This window comes from Clostridium sp. OS1-26 (assembly GCF_030915445.1).
Taxonomy (GTDB): domain Bacteria; phylum Bacillota; class Clostridia; order Clostridiales; family Clostridiaceae; genus Clostridium_AM.
The window spans coordinates 1378252-1394954 of the sequence record NZ_CP133264.1 but is presented as its reverse complement, the minus strand read 5'-3'; the positions used below and the strand labels follow the sequence as shown (position 1 = coordinate 1394954).

Below are 16703 nucleotides of genomic sequence, written 5' to 3'. Positions count from 1 at the left end.
TAATGGTTACAATATATGCTGTATCAGATTCTATAGGAGAGACTGCTGAGCAAGTTGCAAGAGCAACTGCTTGTCAGTTCTATGATAATATAAAAGTTCAGAGAGTACCGTACATAAAAAGCTTTGAAGATGTAAATGAATTTATAAACAAAATTGAAGACAGAGAAAATACTATGATTATATCAACAATAGTTTTAGTCGATGTTAGGGAGTTTTTAGTCCAAAGATGTATAGAAACTGGCATACACATAATGAATGTCTTGGGCCCTTGCATTAGTGTTGCTTCTAGAATTTTGAACAAGCTTCCTGATTATAAGCCAGGTGCAGTTTGGGAGATGGACTCAGAGTACTATAAAAAAATAGAAGCTATGGAATTTGCTATTCAGTATGATGATAGTAAAGATCATTCAGGTATTAAAAATGCGGATGTAATTTTAGTAGGACTGTCAAGAACGTCAAAAACACCACTTTGTATATATTTAGCTAACAAAGGCATTAAGGCATTAAACATACCTATTATGCCAGAAGTGCCAATACCTAATGAACTGTTTGAAGTTGATAGAAAGAAAATAATAGGGTTAACAATAGACCCTATGCATCTTATTGAAATAAGAAGACATAGAATAGATAAGTTTTCTAAATTATCTACAGAAATACAATATGCAAATGCAGAAAGAGTTTTAGATGAGTTGGAATTTGCAGATAGGCTTATGAGAAAGCTTAATTGCAAAATTATAGATGTCACAAAAAGAGCTATAGAAGATACTGCATTAATAATAATGGAACATATAGGTTATATGGGATTAAAGCAATATTAAAATATAAAAATATGGTACAAAGTTTTGTCTAAAGCCCTGATTTTAAAGGGTTTTAGACAAAAACCATAATATAGCATAAAAAAATATAAAAAAAATGTTGACACTTTGATAAATATCTTGTATTATAGTCTATGTCGGGTCGCTACAAGTGAACTGAAAAGATAAATATGGCCCCTTGGTCAAGCGGTCAAGACACCACCCTTTCACGGTGGTAACAGGGGTTCGATTCCCCTAGGGGTCACCATTATAATATATGGGCGCATAGCTCAGCTGGGAGAGCATCTGCCTTACAAGCAGAGGGTCACAGGTTCGAGCCCTGTTGTGCCCACCATATATTTATGGCCCAGTGGCTCAGTTGGTTAGAGTGCCGGCCTGTCACGCCGGAGGTCGAGGGTTCGAGTCCCTTCTGGGTCGCCATAATTATTTAATAAAATAATTATAATAGTATTGTAAGCTTAAATTCATAATATGAAAATCTAATATGGCCCTTTGGTCAAGCGGTCAAGACACCACCCTTTCACGGTGGTAACAGGGGTTCGATTCCCCTAAGGGTCACCATTATAATATATGGGCGCATAGCTCAGCTGGGAGAGCATCTGCCTTACAAGCAGAGGGTCACAGGTTCGAGCCCTGTTGTGCCCACCATATATTTATGGCCCAGTGGCTCAGTTGGTTAGAGTGCCGGCCTGTCACGCCGGAGGTCGAGGGTTCGAGTCCCTTCTGGGTCGCCATAATCTGCTGGTTTAGCTCAGCAGGTAGAGCAACTGACTTGTAATCAGTAGGTCGCGAGTTCGATTCTTGCAACCAGCACCATTTAATTATAATATTTAGTCTCAACATGGCCCCTTGGTCAAGCGGTCAAGACACCACCCTTTCACGGTGGTAACAGGGGTTCGATTCCCCTAGGGGTCACCATTTTAAAAATATATGGGCGCATAGCTCAGCTGGGAGAGCATCTGCCTTACAAGCAGAGGGTCACAGGTTCGAGCCCTGTTGTGCCCACCATATATTTATGGCCCAGTGGCTCAGTTGGTTAGAGTGCCGGCCTGTCACGCCGGAGGTCGAGGGTTCGAGTCCCTTCTGGGTCGCCATAATTTGCTGGTTTAGCTCAGCAGGTAGAGCAACTGACTTGTAATCAGTAGGTCGCGAGTTCGATTCTTGCAACCAGCACCAAAAATAAGCTGCATATTTTATATGCAGCTTATTTTTTTATGTAAATATTTAAAACAACTATGGAGAAAGAATAAAGCAGCATAAAACCTAAATTTTATGTTACTTTATTGATATTTAAAATTTTTTACTTTTAATATTTTGTTGTATCCTTATATCTTCACCGAAAAAGTTACATAAAGTAAACTCTCCAAGTAATCTTGAAGAAATTCTTTCTGAGTATATTTTCAATAAGTCTTCTAAATCATAATTTGTTGAAACTAATAATTTGTTCTTTTTAAGAAGTCGCCTGTTTAATAAGTTAAATAACTCTGTTTTTGAAAAGTCTGTTATTTGCTCAGAGCCTAAATCATCTATTATAAGTAAATCAGAATTTATTAATAAATCCTCTAAGACATCATCATTATTAAATCTTACATGTTTTAAATCCTGAATTAAGGATTCGGCAGTTCTATATACTACTAAATAGCCATTATCTAGTAGCTCCTTAGCTATACAATTTGATAAAAAGGTTTTACCAGTACCTGAAGTGCCTAAGAATAATAAATTCTCATCAGTAGAGGAAAAATTTTTAATTAGATTCTGAGATTTAGATACTAAGTTTTCTATATTTTTTCTAGGAGTCACAGGTTCATTTGCTGTTCTCCGAGAAGAATAAAGTTCAAAATCAAAGTTAGAAAAATTATTTTTTTGCAGTATTTTTTTTAAGTCCGAGTTTTCATAATATAAATCTATAAGTTTTTGTTTATAACAAGTACATTTAGTATTATTAATAAAACCTGTATCTTTACATTTAGAACATTTATAATGTATATCTAAATAATCTAATGGATAATTATTGCTTACTAAAAGTTCAGATTTTTTTATCCTTAAATCTGTAATTTTTTCTTTTAATTCTTCAAGATAATTATCTTTATTTTGCGCATTATTTAATATGTTTATTGATAACTTTAAACATAATTTTGCAATTTCCTGTTCAGTTTTTATAACTGTAGGAACTTTTTTCTCTATTTCCGCCCTTCTTAATTTAAGTGCTTTTTCTTCAGATTCTCTTATATTTTCGTAAAATTTTATTATATTAGTTTCATAACCTTTAATCATTTATCATCCCATCCTAAAAGTTTCTTCTTTAGATCATCAAAGTCATATTCTCTTTGTTTAAAACTATTAAATGTGCTGTTTGATGCTTTTCCATAGCTATTATTTCTAAATGAAGGATTAGAATTATTATTATAACCAGCTTTTTTAATATCCTTTTTAATATCTTTTTTATCTACATCTTCTACAGTTTTAAGTCCTTCTTTGTTCCAACTGCCCAAAATTCCATCAATATATTTAAAATCAGCCTTATTAATTCGCTGAAAGCATACATCACAGGCTTTGTATATTACATCTAGTGGGAAATTATATGTATTTATCCATTTATGCATCATATCTTCTTGTGGCTTCATTACTTCGGCATCTTTTATACCTAAATAACCTAATATCTTTCTTATTTTAATCCACTTATCCTCATGCTTTTTTATAAAGCTTTGAGCATCGTCTATATTTTTAATTTTTGCATCGAACCATGCAATTGCTATCTTTTCTATATATCTACAATCTGTTTTGCCTTTTGAAGCACAATATTGAATTAGAAGGAGTATGATTTCAGGGCTAAAGCTAAAATCTTTTTGCCAGCTTATGTACATAGTCATTTCTTTTGATGAAAGGGGTCTCCCCAAAAGTCTCTCTATATCTTGAAGCATATCCTTTGTAGAATTCTTATCTAATTCTTCAAGTAAGTTTATATCTTCTTGATTCTCATTAGGTGAATTTGTTAGGTCTAAAAACTCAATACTGTAATTTCCCATGTTATCTATAGGAATTATTTTAATCACATTTTCATCACTCCAGTAATTCCATGCATTTAAAAGATCAGTTTCTAGAAGATGAAGGGCGCTAGCCATTATTTGAGAACTTACCCCAAGTTCACCAGAAACACAATATTTTAGCCCTAGAAGATATACTTTAACGAACTCTCCTCGGGCCTTTGGCATAAATTTATCTATAAAAATATTACTCACCGGAGTATAGTTTGAATTACCACTTTTGAATACGAAAGTGCTCATAATTTCATGACCTACCTTTATCTATGTTTAGTGTTAAAAATAGTTTCTAATAAATCATTATAACAAAATAGAAGTAGTATAACAATTAAAAAAAATTACAAAACATGTAATAATTTCTTAAAAATAAGGCAAAATAAAGAAGTGAGAGCAAAAATATCATAATGAAAGGATGATCAGTTTGTCACTTAGTAATAGGGCTAAGGCAATATTAGCCAGTTTGTCTATAGTAATTACTACTATGGTATCTGGCCAATACATATACTACAATAAATTTAATGCTTATCAAGTATATATGAATGGTAAGCCTTTAGCCTATGTAAAAAACAAAGAAGATTTTTATAATGTGGAGAAAAATATAGAAAAAGATTTAGAAAAGAGGTTCGGAAAAGTTACATTAAAGGATGATATAACTTTTAAAGAGGTTTCAATCAAAAGTGAAAATATAGCAGATAGCAGTACAATTAAAAACTCAATTATAAAAAATAGTAGAACGAGTATACCAACGGTTTTAATGAAGTCAGATGGCAGAGAAGTTGGAGTGCTTGCTAATGAAAGTGAAATGATTAAAGTGTTGGATATAATTAAAAATGAGTATAAAGAAAAAGATAAAGATGGAACATTTAAGTTAAACAACCGTATAACCTATGTAAAACAAGATACTAACATTAAAGATACAAGTACAATAGAAGAAGCAATAAAAATAATAAAAGAAAACCCTAGTAACCCTCTAATATGTTTTTCAAAAGAAAAAGAAGTTAATGGAGTACAAAATGTAAGCCTCTCAAGGTCATCAAGTGTAACTAGCTTTGTAAGTTTCCCATCCAAAGGAACTATAACATCGCCTTTTGGGATGAGATGGGGGAAAATGCACAATGGTATAGATATAGGGGCACCTATGGGAGATCCTATTCATGCTGCTATGGATGGAAAAGTAGTTTATGCAAAATGGGAAGATGGATATGGAAAGGTTATTAAGATAGATCATGGAGTAGGAGTACAAACAGTGTATGGACACTGCAGCAATATAGATGTAAATGAAGGTCAGCAAGTTAAAAAAGGCGAAAATATCGGAGAAGTAGGAAGTACAGGTAATAGCACTGGACCTCATGTACATTTTGAGGTTAGAGTTGATGGGACCCCTCAAGACCCTATAAAGTATTTAAAATAATATAAAGTATTAAAAATTAAATAATTGACAGGAATAGCTTACACTTATTTGTGAAAATTCGAAGCAAATAAATGTAAGCTATATAAATAATCCTGCAAAATTCAATTGTTTAAGAACAATTTAGGATAGAGGAATAGCAATGTTTGATTTACTTTTTATGGAAAAAACATTGACATATACTCTTTTTGATATATACTTTGACTATCAAAATATTTGATGATAAAAATAACTTTAAAGGGGACGATCAAATGAAATTACCTCCATTAATTATAGGAGACTTAAAAGCGGAGGTACCTATTATCCAAGGTGGTATGGGTGTAGGGGTATCCGGTTATAGGCTCTCATCAGCGGTAGCAAATGAAGGAGGTATTGGTATAATATCTGGAGTTCAAATAGGATATAGAGAACCAGATTTTGAAACTAATACTAAAGAAGCTAATGTTAGAGCACTAAAAAATGAGGTGAGAAGGGCAAAAGAGTTAAGTCCTAAAGGAATAGTAGGAGTTAACCTTATGGTGGCCATTACTAATTATGATGAAATGGTAAAGGCTTGCGTAGAGGAACAAGTAGATATAATAATTTCTGGCGCAGGACTTCCTTTGACATTACCAAAATTAGTTGAGGGAAGTAATGTTAAGATAGCACCGATTGCCTCTTCAGGAAAATCAGCTTCAGTTATTACAAAGCATTGGATTAAAAAATATAATAAAATTCCTGATATGGTTGTAGTTGAAGGACCGGAGGCAGGCGGACACTTAGGATTTCATGCTGATGATGTTAGAGAAGGAAAATTAACTTTAGAGGAAATTGTAGTTGAAGTAATTGAGGCTTTAAAACCTTTTGAAGAAGAATATGGATCAAAGATCCCTGTAGTGGCTGCAGGTGGTATTTACACTGGAGAAGATATTGCTAAATTTATAAAATTAGGTGCTTCAGGTGTTCAAATGGCAACAAGATTTGTAGCAACTGAAGAATGTGATGCTCATTTAGAATATAAAAAAGCATATGTAAATTCAAGCAAGGAAGATATTAAAATCATACAAAGTCCTGTAGGCCTTCCTGGAAGAGCCATTAAAAATAAATTCATCAATCAAGTAGAAATAGAAAGAATTAGCCCTAAGAAATGCTATAATTGTTTGAAAAAGTGTAATCCAAAAGATACACCTTATTGTATTTCAAAAGCTTTAATACAAGCAGTTAAAGGCAATATTGAAGACGGTCTTATTTTTGCTGGAAGCAGCGCGTATAGAATAGATAGGATTGTTACTGTAAAAGACTTAATAAATGAACTTGTTGGTGATGCTGAAAAAAGTTTAGTTGATTGTAAATAATAGTACTGCTACTTGCATAGTAGCAGGTTTATTTTCATGTGTCTTATTTAATTTAAATTTTAGAAGTGGTGATTATGTGACTAAGTGTATTAGCGTTTTAAATGAGCTTTTAGTAGGCATTTTTAATGATATACTAGAAATTGAACAAAACGCTCTTCAATCTGGTTCTTTTAGGGATTTATCCGTTACAGAAATACATACTATTGAAGCAATAGGAATGTATAAGCCAAGAACTATGACAGAAGTTGCATGTCAGCTGCATATTACTTTAGGAACGCTGACTACAGCGATAGGTCATCTAGTCAGAAAAGGCTATGTAGAAAGAAAAAGAAGTGAAGAAGATAGAAGAATAGTATATATTGAACTGACAAAACTAGGAAAGCTTGCTTATAGAGTTCATCGAAAGTTTCATTCTGATATGGTAAAGGGAAGCATTGAAGGACTTACAAAAGAGGAAGAGGAAACTTTGGTGAAAGCCCTAGATAAAATTAATAAATTTTTTATATCCAAATATAACTTAAATACTAACTTAAAGGAGAAAGGCAATGAATAAAGTACAGGTAATAGGTACAGGTAGTTATGTACCAGAAAGAATTGTTACTAATGAAGACTTATCCTGTATTATGGATACCAGTGATGAATGGATAAGTAGTAGAACTGGTATAAAAGAAAGAAGAATATCTGAAGGCGAAGATACATCTGATATGGCTACAAAAGCAGCACTAAAGGCTATTGAAATGGCCAATATTAAACCTGAAGATATTAATTTACTAATTGTAGCTACAATTACACCAGATAGCTTTACTCCTTCAGTAGCTTGTATGGTACAAGGTAATATAAATGCTGTAAATGCTACATGTTTTGATTTATCAGCTGCTTGTTCAGGATTTATTTATGGAATAACTGTAGCTACTCAATTTATAACTACTGGAGCTGCTAGAACTATATTAGTAGTGGGAGCTGAGACAATGTCAAAAGCCCTTAACTGGGAGGATAGAAATACGTGTGTTCTATTTGGTGATGGCGCAGGGGCAGCTGTACTCAGAGCTTCTGACAAAGGAGGGGTATTGGCTACATATACTGGCTCAGAAGGAAGCAAAGGAAATGCACTAACTTGTGGAGCTATGCCGGTTGTCAATCCGTATGTACGAGAGGAAACTGCTTATATCCCTGAAAAATATAAAATACAGATGGATGGAAGAGAAGTATTTAAATTTGCAGTTAGAACTATGACTAAGGGAGTGGAAAAACTCTTAGAAGATGCAAAGTGTTCAATTGAAGATATAAAATATATAATTCCTCATCAAGCAAATTATAGAATAATTGAATCTGCAGTAAAAAAATTAGGTATAAGTGAAGAAAAGTTTTATATTAATTTAGACAGATATGGTAATACATCTGGAGCTAGTATTGCTATTGCGCTAGATGAGATGGTGCAAAAAAATATGCTAAAAACAGGTGATAAGATTTTACTTATAGGCTTTGGAGCGGGACTTACCTATGGTGGATTAATAATGGAATGGTAAGTAAATTTATTTAAGCTATGGAGGACAAAATGGTATTTGAGAAAATAAAAAGAATAATGGCAGAACAACTAGGATTAAATGAAAAGGATATAACAATAGACACTTCATTTCAAGAACTAGGCATAGATTCGTTAGACCTATTTCAAATAATAATTGAAATAGAAGAAGAATTTGGAGTTCAAATAGAAGATGCAGAGTCAATTAAAACTGTAGAAGAAGCAGTAAACTTTGTTGAGAAAAAAATATAAAAGTAGATTAATGTGAAATAATAAATTTGTATATGGTCAGGAGGAAAAAATATGATTAATTCCGCATTTGCCCAAATGGTTGGTATAAAGTATCCTATTATCCAAGGAGGTATGGCTTGGATTGCAGATAGTTCTCTAGCTGCAGCAGTATCTAATGCAGGAGGTATTGGTATTATAACTGGAAATGCTCCTTTAGAATGGGTAAGAGATGAAATAAGAAAGGCTAAGCAAATGACAGATAAGCCTTTTGGAGTAAATATAATGCTTTTAGGTGAGACTGCAGAGGCCGTAGCTAAAATGGTTTGTGAAGAAGGGGTTAAAGTAGTTACAACTGGAGCTGGTAACCCAGGTAAATATATTGACATGTGGAAGCAGCATGATATAAAGGTTATTCCTGTAGTAGCATCAGTGGCATTAGCCAAGAGAATGGAAAGAGCTGGTGTAGATGCAGTTATTGCTGAAGGCTGTGAGTCAGGGGGACACGTTGGCGAGCTTACAACTATGGCATTAGTTCCACAGGTAGTAGATGCTGTAAGTATTCCTGTAATAGCTGCAGGAGGAATAGGTGACGGAAGAGGAGCAGCTGCTGCCTTTATGCTTGGAGCAGCAGGAATACAAGTTGGTACAAGATTTTTAGTTGCACATGAATGTACTGTTCATCAAAACTATAAAAATAAGGTACTAGGTGCAAAAGATATTGATACACAGGTTACAGGTAGACCTACAGGTCATCCAGTGCGTGTTTTAAGAAATAGGTTAACAAGACAATTCCAGATACTTGAAAAAGAAGGAGCTGAATTAGAAAAGTTTGAGGAACTTGGAAGAGGAGCTCTTTCCAAAGCTGTACGTGAAGGTGATATTGACAATGGATCAGTAATGGCTGGACAGATAGCAGGACTTGTTTGTAAAGAGCAAAGTTGTAATGAAATAATAGAAGAAATATTTACTGAAGCAGAAACACAATTAAAGAGTGTTAGCCAAATTTTTGGAGTTAAATGACTTAGGAGGACTATATGAGTAAAATAGCATTTTTATTCTCAGGTCAGGGGGCACAATATGTAGGCATGGGAAAAGAATTATATGATAATATAGAAGGGTGTAGAGAAGTTTTTGAAAGCGCTGATAAAGCCCTAGGATTTCCTATAAGTAAAATGTGTTTTGAAGGACCAGAAGATGAGTTGAATAGCACAGAAAATACTCAACCTGCTATTTTAACTGTAAGTATTGCAGCACTTAAGGCATTAGAGAGCCATGGCATATATGCTGATGTTACTGCAGGCTTAAGTTTGGGTGAATACTCTGCTTTAGTTTATAGTGGAGCATTAGAGTTTGAAGAAGCTGTAAAGTTAGTTAAAAAGAGAGGAAAGTATATGCAAGAAGCAGTACCACAAGGTATTGGTACTATGGCTGCTATTATTGGATTAGATGAAGAGAGCATAAGAGAAGTATGTGACGAATGTTCTAATATAGGTGTAGTTGAGCCTGCAAATTTAAATTGCCCAGGTCAAATAGTAATTGCAGGAGAAGTAAAAGCTGTTGAAGCTGCTTGTGAAAAATTAAAAGAAAAGGGAGCATTAAAAACTGTAATGTTAGCTGTTAGTGGTCCTTTTCACACATCAATGTTACAACCAGCGGCAGAAAAGCTAGAAGTGGAGCTTAAGGATATCTCTATAAATGACTTGAAAATTCCTGTAATAACAAATGTCACTGGAGAAACTGTTGAGAATAAGGATAATATAAAACCATATCTAAAAAAGCAAGTAATGAGCACAGTGCTTTTTGAGAAGAGTATAAGAACAATGATGGATATGGGAGTAGATACTTTTGTAGAAGTTGGTCCTGGAAAGGCACTAAGTGGTTTTGTAAAAAAAATAAATAGAAAAGCTACAATTTTAAATGTTCAAGATTTAAAATCTCTAGAAAGTACTATAGAGAAATTAAAAAAGTAGAATGGAGAATGGCATATGGAGAGTTTAAAAGGAAAAACGGCAATAGTAACTGGAGCTAGTCGTGGAATTGGTAAAGCTATAGCGGTTAAACTAGCAGAACTTGGTGCAAATTTAGTACTTAACTATAGAAGTGATTCTAAATCTGTTGAAGATGTAATTAAGGAAATTGAAAGTAAAGGAAGTAAGGCTATAGCAGTTCAAGGAGATGTTAGCATATTTTCAGAAGCTGAAAATATAGTAAAAAAGGCTGTTGAAGTTTTTGGATCTTTAGATATACTTATTAATAATGCAGGAATAACTAAAGATGGATTAGTTCTTAGGATGAAAGAAGAAGACTTCGATAAGGTTATAGATGTAAACTTAAAGGGAGCATTTAACTGTATAAGGCATGCTGCACCTGTGATGGTAAAACAAAAAGGTGGAAAGATAGTTAATATCTCTTCAGTAGTTGGTGTAACTGGTAATGCAGGACAAATAAATTACTCCGCAGCAAAAGCAGGAATAATAGGAGTTACTAAATCTGCGGCAAGAGAACTTGCTTCAAGAGGAATTAATGTAAATGCTGTAGCACCAGGCTTTATTCAAACAGATATGACAGAAGTTCTATCAGATAAGGTTAAAGAAAGCACGCTAAATAACATACCTTTAAAAAGATTTGGTAGTGCACAAGACATAGCAAATATGGTAGCATTTTTAGTTTCACCGTCTGCAGATTATATTACTGGTCAGGTAATAAATGTAGATGGTGGAATGGTTATGTAAATTAAGTTAAAGGTTGGTGAACTTATAATGACAAAAAGAGTTGTAATAACGGGACTAGGTGCAGTAACTCCAGTAGGAAATGATGTTGAAACATTCTGGAATAACATAAGAAACGGAATACCAGGTATAGATTTTATAAAAGCATTTGATACAGAAAATTTTAAAGTAAAATTAGCAGCAGAAGTTAAGGATTTTGATCCTTTAAAATATCTTGATAAAAAAGAAGCTAAAAGAATGGATGCATTTTGTCAATTTGCAATAGCTTCAGCAGTTGAGGCAGTAGAAGATTCTAAGTTAGATATAGAAAATATGCCGAAAGAAAGATTCGGAGTTATTGTTGGCTCAGGAATTGGTGGCATAGGAGTTATAGAAAAAGAACAAACAAAGCTTTTAGAAAAAGGTCCTGGCAGAGTTCAACCATTATTCATACCTATGATTATAAGTAATATGGCAGCTGGAAATATAGCAATTAGATTTGGTGCAAAGGGAATATGTACTAATGTAGTAACAGCTTGTGCTACAGGAACAAATTGTGTAGGTGAAGCGTTCCATGCTATAAAAAATGATTTAGCTGATGTAATGATAGCTGGAGGAACAGAAGCTTCAATTACGCCATTATCAGTAGCAGGATTTACATCATTAACTGCTTTATCAAAAAGTGATGACCCGAAAAGAGCATCTATTCCTTTTGATAAGGAGAGAGATGGTTTTGTAATGGGGGAAGGTGCTGGAATATTAATACTGGAATCTCTAGAACATGCTCAAGAAAGAGGAGCCACTATATATGCTGAAGTGGTTGGATATGGATCAACTTGTGATGCTTACCATATAACTTCTCCGGATCCAGAAGGAGAGGGTGCTGCAAGAGCTATGGAGATTGCTATTAATGAAGCTGGAATAAATAAAGAAGAAGTATCTTATATAAATGCTCATGGTACTAGTACTCCAGTTAATGATAAGTTTGAAACTAGTGCAATAAAGAGGGTGTTTGGAGAAAATTCTAAAAATATACCTATAAGTTCTACTAAGTCTATGACAGGACACTTATTAGGTGCAGCAGGAGCTATAGAGGCTATAGCATGTGTTAAGGCTTTAGAAGAAGGATTTATCCCACCAACAGCTGGATATAAGATGCCAGATGAAGAATGTGATCTTGATTATGTTCCAAATGAAGGTAGAGTTTCAGAACTTAAATATGCTATGTCTAATTCCCTTGGTTTTGGTGGACATAATGCAGTAATTTTATTAAAAAAGTGGAGTGAGTAATATGGACTTTAAAGCAATTGAAGAAATGATAAAAACTGTTGATAACTCTAAGTTAGGATACTTAGAGGTTAATTGGGAAGGTATTTCTATAATAATGAGAAAGCAGGGAGAACCTGATTTCCATAAAACAATAGTAGCAAATGAGAATACTGAAAAAGAAGTTACAAATATTGTAGAAGAAAGCAATAAGGCTGAAATAGCGGCAGAAGTAAAAGAGCCTGTTAAAGTAGCTGTAGAAGAAGCTAAAGAAGATGAGAAGATAAAAATCGATGATGAAGATATAGAGAAGGTAGTATCACCTATAGTTGGAACTTTCTATAGTTCTCCAAGCCCAGATAAGCCATCTTTTGTAAAGGTTGGTTCAAAAGTAAAAAAGGGTGACACACTATGTATCATAGAGGCCATGAAGCTTATGAATGAGATTCAAAGCGAAGTAGATGGAGAAGTTGTAGAAATCTTAGTTGAGAATACTCAAATGGTTGAATATGGCCAGTCTATGTTTAAAATAAGAGTAAATAAATAGATTAATATATTGCTAGGAGGAAAACTGATGGAACAGGAAGAGTTCAATGTAAATCTTGGAGTAAAGGAAATACAAGAGATTATTCCTCATAGATATCCATTTTTATTGATAGATAAAGTGACATATATGGAACCAGGAAAAAAGGTTATAGCATATAAAAATGTGACTATGAATGAATACTTTTTTCAAGGCCATTTTCCAGCGGAGCCTGTTATGCCAGGGGTGCTAATTATAGAAGCGTTAGCACAGGCTGGTGCAGTAGCTATTTTGAGTCAGGATAGTTTTAAAGGTAAAATAGCATTCTTTGGAGGAATAAATAAGGCTAAATTTAGAAAAAAAGTAGTACCAGGAGATGTTTTAAAACTAGAAGTAGAAATTGTAAAAATTAAAGGACCAGCGGGTATAGGTAAGGCAACAGCCTATGTAGAAGATAAAAAGGCTGCAGAAGCAGAAATAATGTTTATGATAGGCTAGTTTAAGTGTGGTAAAATTACTATATGGGTTTATTAAAATATACCCATATAGTAAAAAACTAGAGTATTGGGAGTGGATTTTTAAAAGTGTTTAATAAAATATTAATTGCAAATAGAGGAGAAATAGCTGTCAGAGTAATAAGAGCATGTAGAGAGATGGGAATTGAGACAGTAGCTGTTTATTCAGAAGCTGATAAAGATGCTCTGCATACTCAAATGGCAGATGAAGCTATCTGTATTGGTCCAGCTGCTGCAAAAGACAGCTATTTAAATATACAAAATATAATAAGTGCTACTGTGTTATCAGGAGCACAGGCTATTCATCCGGGATTTGGATTCTTATCTGAGAATAGTAAATTTGCTAGGATGTGTAAGGAATGTAACATTACCTTTATAGGACCTGATCCAGAATGTATTGAAAATATGGGTAACAAGTCTAATGCAAGAGATATCATGACTAAATCAGGAGTGCCTGTAGTTCCAGGATCTAATGGTGCTGTTGAAGGCGAAGATGAGTTATCAAGACTTGCAGAAGAAATAGGATACCCTGTTATGATTAAGGCATCTGCAGGCGGCGGTGGAAGAGGTATAAGAATAGTCTACGAACAAAGTGAACTTATAAAGGCTTACGAAAATGCTAGAGCGGAAGCAAAAGCAGCGTTTGGAGACGAAACAATATACATGGAAAAGTTTATAGAAAAACCAAGACATGTTGAAATTCAGATTCTAGGAGATAGCTTTGGTAATATCGTATATTTAGGAGAGCGAGATTGCTCCATGCAAAGAAGAAATCAAAAAGTTTTAGAAGAAGCACCAAGCCCTATTATGACAGAAGAGCTTAGAAAATCTATGGGAGAAACTGCGGTGAGAGCAGCTAAGGCAGTAAATTATAATAATGCAGGTACTATAGAGTTTTTATTAGATAAAAACGGAAATTATTATTTTATGGAAATGAACACCCGTATCCAAGTAGAACATCCTATAACAGAAATGGTTACAGGAATAGATTTAATAAAAGAACAAATAAAAATTGCAGCAGGTGAAAAATTAAGCTTTTCACAGGAAGACATAAGGATTAGTGGGCATGCTATCGAATGCAGAATAAATGCTGAAGATGCTAGCAGAGGTTTTATGCCATGTCCAGGTAAAGTAAAAGATATGTATGTACCAGGAGGGTTTAATGTTAGAGTTGACAGTGCGGTATACTCAGGATATGTAATACCTCCATATTATGATTCAATGATAGCTAAACTCATCGTACATGGAAAGGATAGAGAAGAGGCTATCAAAAAAATGAGAAGAGCTTTAGGAGAATTTATAATTGATGGAGTTCGTACAAATATAGATTTTCAATTTGAGCTTATAAATTGTGAAGAATTCATAAATGGCAATTATGATACTAGATTTATTGAAAACAGATTTAATATTTCGTAGTAAAAATTCTTGTGAATTGGACTGGAGGTGAGCTAACTTGTTGAATAATCTCTTTAAGAAAACTAAATATATTACTGTTAGTCAACAAGCATTAAGAAAAGCTGAAGATGCTTTAGAACAGAAGCCTAGCATTCCTAATGGTATGTGGGTAAAATGTGATAGTTGTGGTAAAATAATATATAATAATGACTTAGAAGAAAATAATAAAGTGTGCAGCCAATGTAATCACCACTTTAGAATGACAGCAAGAGAGAGAATAGAATTTATAATAGATAACGATACTTTTGAAGAATTCGATAAAAATATGATTTCTGATAATCCTATAGAGTTCAACGGATATGAAGAAAAAGTAAAAAAGATGAGAGAAAATACCGACATGAATGAGGCTGTGGTAACTGGAAGAGGATGCATTGGTAATGAGAATGTAGTCATCTGTGTAATGGATAGCCACTTCATGATGGGAAGTATGGGATCTGTAGTAGGAGAAAAGATTACTAGAGCTGTGGAGAAAGCTATTGAACTAAAGCTGCCAATAATTATTTTCACCACTTCTGGTGGTGCAAGAATGCAGGAAGGTATGTTCTCACTTATGCAGATGGCAAAGGTAAGTGCTGCATTAGGTAAGCTTGATAAAGAAGGACTACTATACATTACTGTACTTACAGATCCAACTACAGGTGGAGTTACTGCAAGTTTTGCTATGCTTGGGGATATAATTTTGTCTGAACCAGGTGCACTAATTGGATTTGCAGGTAAAAGAGTTATAGAGCAAACTATAAGACAAAAGCTACCTGAAGGTTTTCAAAGGGCTGAATTTCTATTAGAGCATGGTTTTATAGATAAAATAGTTTCTAGAAATGAATTAAAAGGTGTACTAAAGAAAATACTCGTAATTCATAATAGAAACATATAAGTATTTGGGCATATTTATATTTCTAAAGAAAGGAAGCTGCTCATATGGAAAAGTTAGAAAAGGTACAGAAAATAATAACTCAAAAACTTGATAATAAAACTGCATGGGAGAGAGTATCTCTAGCAAGAATGGTCGAAAGACCTACCGCTCTTGATTATATAGAGAAAATATTTGGCTCTTTTATAGAGTTTCATGGAGATAGATATTTTAGCGACGATTCGGCTGTTGTTGGCGGAATAGCTTTATTAAATGGTGAACCTATAACTATAATAGCGCATCAAAAGGGAAGAAATACCGCAGAAAAAATAAAGAGAAATTTTGGATCACCTCACCCAGAAGGTTATAGAAAAGGTTTAAGACTTATGAAACAGGCTGAAAAGTTCAATAGACCTATTCTATGTCTTGTGGACACTCAAGGTGCATTTTGTGGCACAGGAGCAGAGGAAAGAGGACAGGGAGAAGCTATTGCAAGAAATCTTTTAGAAATGTCAAGCTTAAAAACTCCTATCATTTCCATAGTTATAGGAGAAGGTGGCAGTGGTGGAGCACTAGCCTTTGCTGTTTCAGATGAAGTATGGATGCTAGAAAATGCTGTATACTCAATACTATCGCCTGAAGGATTTGCAAGTATACTATGGAAAGATGCTTCTCGAGCTAAAGAAGCTGCTGAAATTATGAAGATAACAGCAAAAGATTTAAAAGAATATGGAATTATTGACAAGGTGCTTAAGGAACCTGCTGGAGGAGCCCATAAGGATGTAGATAAGATGTCTGCATTGATAAAAAAGGAACTAATAGAATCTTTTAATACGTTAAAGAAACAATCATTAGAAGAGCTTATAGAAAAAAGATATAATAAATTTAGAGCTATGGGTAAATATATAGAATAATAAATACACAACTTATTATTTGCGCAAGTTAGAGGGAAATATTGTAATTAAGTGTTTGTGATGATAAAATATAATATATAACATAAATATAAAGTAGCCTTTAGTACTAAAGGCTACTTTA

The 16703-nt window shown here is 33.8% G+C and carries 17 protein-coding genes and 11 tRNA genes; 26 read left to right on the top strand and 2 right to left on the bottom strand.

The annotated features are described in order from the left end of the window. Positions 1–2: 2 nt before the first annotated feature. The 12 genes from RCG18_RS06970 to RCG18_RS06915 all read left to right on the top strand — a co-directional run bounded on the left by RCG18_RS06970 (position 3) and on the right by RCG18_RS06915 (position 1991). Positions 3–818: a pyruvate, water dikinase regulatory protein gene (locus RCG18_RS06970; RefSeq protein WP_308040617.1), complete on the top strand. Its 816-nt coding sequence runs from the start codon at positions 3–5 to the stop codon at positions 816–818. A gap of 169 nt (positions 819–987) precedes the next feature. Further along, positions 988–1062, top strand: a tRNA-Glu gene (locus RCG18_RS06965). 11 nt (positions 1063–1073) lie between these two features. Then, positions 1074–1149, top strand: a tRNA-Val gene (locus RCG18_RS06960). 9 nt (positions 1150–1158) lie between these two features. Further along, positions 1159–1235 (top strand) — tRNA-Asp (locus RCG18_RS06955). Between the two features lie 66 nt (positions 1236–1301). After that, positions 1302–1376 (top strand) — tRNA-Glu (locus tag RCG18_RS06950). 11 nt (positions 1377–1387) lie between these two features. Beyond that, positions 1388–1463, top strand: a tRNA-Val gene (locus tag RCG18_RS06945). 9 nt (positions 1464–1472) lie between these two features. Continuing rightward, positions 1473–1549 (top strand) — tRNA-Asp (locus RCG18_RS06940). Between the two features lie 6 nt (positions 1550–1555). Further along, a tRNA-Thr gene (locus tag RCG18_RS06935) sits at positions 1556–1631 on the top strand. 27 nt (positions 1632–1658) lie between these two features. Further along, positions 1659–1733, top strand: a tRNA-Glu gene (locus RCG18_RS06930). A gap of 14 nt (positions 1734–1747) precedes the next feature. Beyond that, a tRNA-Val gene (locus RCG18_RS06925) sits at positions 1748–1823 on the top strand. Between the two features lie 9 nt (positions 1824–1832). Then, positions 1833–1909, top strand: a tRNA-Asp gene (locus tag RCG18_RS06920). 6 nt (positions 1910–1915) lie between these two features. After that, positions 1916–1991 (top strand) — tRNA-Thr (locus RCG18_RS06915). Positions 1992–2105: 114 nt separating this feature from the next. Here the strand turns inward: RCG18_RS06915 and RCG18_RS06910 are convergent. Both RCG18_RS06910 and RCG18_RS06905 read right to left on the bottom strand, forming a co-directional pair. Beyond that, the gene (locus RCG18_RS06910; protein WP_308040616.1) at positions 2106–3089 is read right to left on the bottom strand and encodes an ATP-binding protein; all 984 of its coding nucleotides are present in this window, start codon (positions 3087–3089) and stop codon (positions 2106–2108) included. After that, complete coding sequence (locus tag RCG18_RS06905) at positions 3086–4099, bottom strand: DnaD domain protein (protein ID WP_308040615.1); 1014 nt, start codon at positions 4097–4099, stop codon at positions 3086–3088. The genes RCG18_RS06910 and RCG18_RS06905 overlap by 4 nt, the downstream gene beginning before the upstream one ends. Before the next feature lie 178 nt (positions 4100–4277). On the opposite strand from RCG18_RS06905, the gene RCG18_RS06900 reads away from it, so the two are divergent. The 14 genes from RCG18_RS06900 to RCG18_RS06835 all read left to right on the top strand — a co-directional run bounded on the left by RCG18_RS06900 (position 4278) and on the right by RCG18_RS06835 (position 16582). Then, positions 4278–5267 (top strand): M23 family metallopeptidase, encoded by a 990-nt coding sequence (locus RCG18_RS06900; protein ID WP_308040614.1) that lies wholly within the window; start codon positions 4278–4280, stop codon positions 5265–5267. A 248-nt stretch (positions 5268–5515) separates the two neighbouring features. Further along, positions 5516–6598: a nitronate monooxygenase family protein gene (locus RCG18_RS06895; protein WP_308040613.1), complete on the top strand. Its 1083-nt coding sequence runs from the start codon at positions 5516–5518 to the stop codon at positions 6596–6598. A 76-nt stretch (positions 6599–6674) separates the two neighbouring features. Beyond that, complete coding sequence (locus RCG18_RS06890; protein WP_178907278.1) at positions 6675–7151, top strand: MarR family transcriptional regulator; 477 nt, start codon at positions 6675–6677, stop codon at positions 7149–7151. Continuing rightward, positions 7144–8124 (top strand): beta-ketoacyl-ACP synthase III, encoded by a 981-nt coding sequence (locus RCG18_RS06885; RefSeq protein ID WP_308040612.1) that lies wholly within the window; start codon positions 7144–7146, stop codon positions 8122–8124. The genes RCG18_RS06890 and RCG18_RS06885 overlap by 8 nt, the downstream gene beginning before the upstream one ends. A gap of 29 nt (positions 8125–8153) precedes the next feature. Next, positions 8154–8372: an acyl carrier protein gene (gene acpP / locus RCG18_RS06880; RefSeq protein WP_308040611.1), complete on the top strand. Its 219-nt coding sequence runs from the start codon at positions 8154–8156 to the stop codon at positions 8370–8372. A gap of 51 nt (positions 8373–8423) precedes the next feature. Then, positions 8424–9371: an enoyl-[acyl-carrier-protein] reductase FabK gene (fabK, locus tag RCG18_RS06875; protein WP_308040610.1), complete on the top strand. Its 948-nt coding sequence runs from the start codon at positions 8424–8426 to the stop codon at positions 9369–9371. 14 nt (positions 9372–9385) lie between these two features. Continuing rightward, on the top strand, positions 9386–10321 hold the full coding sequence (fabD, locus tag RCG18_RS06870) for an ACP S-malonyltransferase (RefSeq protein ID WP_308040609.1): 936 nt from the start codon (positions 9386–9388) through the stop codon (positions 10319–10321). 15 nt (positions 10322–10336) lie between these two features. Then, a complete protein-coding gene (gene fabG / locus RCG18_RS06865; protein ID WP_308040608.1) occupies positions 10337–11083 on the top strand; it encodes a 3-oxoacyl-[acyl-carrier-protein] reductase in 747 nt (248 codons plus the stop codon). A gap of 27 nt (positions 11084–11110) precedes the next feature. After that, on the top strand, positions 11111–12349 hold the full coding sequence (gene fabF / locus RCG18_RS06860) for a beta-ketoacyl-ACP synthase II (RefSeq protein ID WP_308040607.1): 1239 nt from the start codon (positions 11111–11113) through the stop codon (positions 12347–12349). A gap of 1 nt (position 12350) precedes the next feature. Continuing rightward, positions 12351–12872 (top strand): acetyl-CoA carboxylase biotin carboxyl carrier protein, encoded by a 522-nt coding sequence (gene accB, locus RCG18_RS06855; RefSeq protein WP_308040606.1) that lies wholly within the window; start codon positions 12351–12353, stop codon positions 12870–12872. A 27-nt stretch (positions 12873–12899) separates the two neighbouring features. After that, positions 12900–13346 carry a 3-hydroxyacyl-ACP dehydratase FabZ gene (gene fabZ / locus RCG18_RS06850; protein ID WP_178907270.1) on the top strand — a complete coding sequence of 149 codons (447 nt, stop codon included), beginning with the start codon at positions 12900–12902 and terminating at the stop codon, positions 13344–13346. 86 nt (positions 13347–13432) lie between these two features. After that, positions 13433–14779, top strand: a complete 1347-nt coding sequence (locus RCG18_RS06845; protein WP_308040605.1) for an acetyl-CoA carboxylase biotin carboxylase subunit — start codon at positions 13433–13435, stop codon at positions 14777–14779. A 37-nt stretch (positions 14780–14816) separates the two neighbouring features. Further along, positions 14817–15692, top strand: coding sequence for an acetyl-CoA carboxylase, carboxyltransferase subunit beta (accD, locus tag RCG18_RS06840; protein WP_308040604.1), 876 nt, complete (start codon positions 14817–14819; stop codon positions 15690–15692). Positions 15693–15736: 44 nt separating this feature from the next. Next, entirely contained in the window at positions 15737–16582 is an 846-nt protein-coding gene (locus RCG18_RS06835; RefSeq protein WP_308040603.1) for an acetyl-CoA carboxylase carboxyltransferase subunit alpha, read from the top strand. Positions 16583–16703: the final 121 nt, after the last annotated feature.

What these genes read in the sequence shown, in the direction of transcription:
- fabZ (WP_178907270.1), top strand. Translation starts at nt 12,900, where the DNA reads ATGGAACAGGAAGAGTTCAATGTAAATCTTGGAGTAAAGGAAATACAA.
- RCG18_RS06970 (WP_308040617.1), top strand. Translation starts at nt 3, where the DNA reads ATGGTTACAATATATGCTGTATCAGATTCTATAGGAGAGACTGCTGAG.
- RCG18_RS06905 (WP_308040615.1), bottom strand. Translation starts at nt 4,099, where the DNA reads ATGAGCACTTTCGTATTCAAAAGTGGTAATTCAAACTATACTCCGGTG.
- accB (WP_308040606.1), top strand. Translation starts at nt 12,351, where the DNA reads ATGGACTTTAAAGCAATTGAAGAAATGATAAAAACTGTTGATAACTCT.
- RCG18_RS06910 (WP_308040616.1), bottom strand. Translation starts at nt 3,089, where the DNA reads ATGATTAAAGGTTATGAAACTAATATAATAAAATTTTACGAAAATATA.
- fabD (WP_308040609.1), top strand. Translation starts at nt 9,386, where the DNA reads ATGAGTAAAATAGCATTTTTATTCTCAGGTCAGGGGGCACAATATGTA.
- RCG18_RS06885 (WP_308040612.1), top strand. Translation starts at nt 7,144, where the DNA reads ATGAATAAAGTACAGGTAATAGGTACAGGTAGTTATGTACCAGAAAGA.
- RCG18_RS06835 (WP_308040603.1), top strand. Translation starts at nt 15,737, where the DNA reads ATGGAAAAGTTAGAAAAGGTACAGAAAATAATAACTCAAAAACTTGAT.
- fabF (WP_308040607.1), top strand. Translation starts at nt 11,111, where the DNA reads ATGACAAAAAGAGTTGTAATAACGGGACTAGGTGCAGTAACTCCAGTA.
- acpP (WP_308040611.1), top strand. Translation starts at nt 8,154, where the DNA reads ATGGTATTTGAGAAAATAAAAAGAATAATGGCAGAACAACTAGGATTA.
- fabK (WP_308040610.1), top strand. Translation starts at nt 8,424, where the DNA reads ATGATTAATTCCGCATTTGCCCAAATGGTTGGTATAAAGTATCCTATT.
- RCG18_RS06895 (WP_308040613.1), top strand. Translation starts at nt 5,516, where the DNA reads ATGAAATTACCTCCATTAATTATAGGAGACTTAAAAGCGGAGGTACCT.
- fabG (WP_308040608.1), top strand. Translation starts at nt 10,337, where the DNA reads ATGGAGAGTTTAAAAGGAAAAACGGCAATAGTAACTGGAGCTAGTCGT.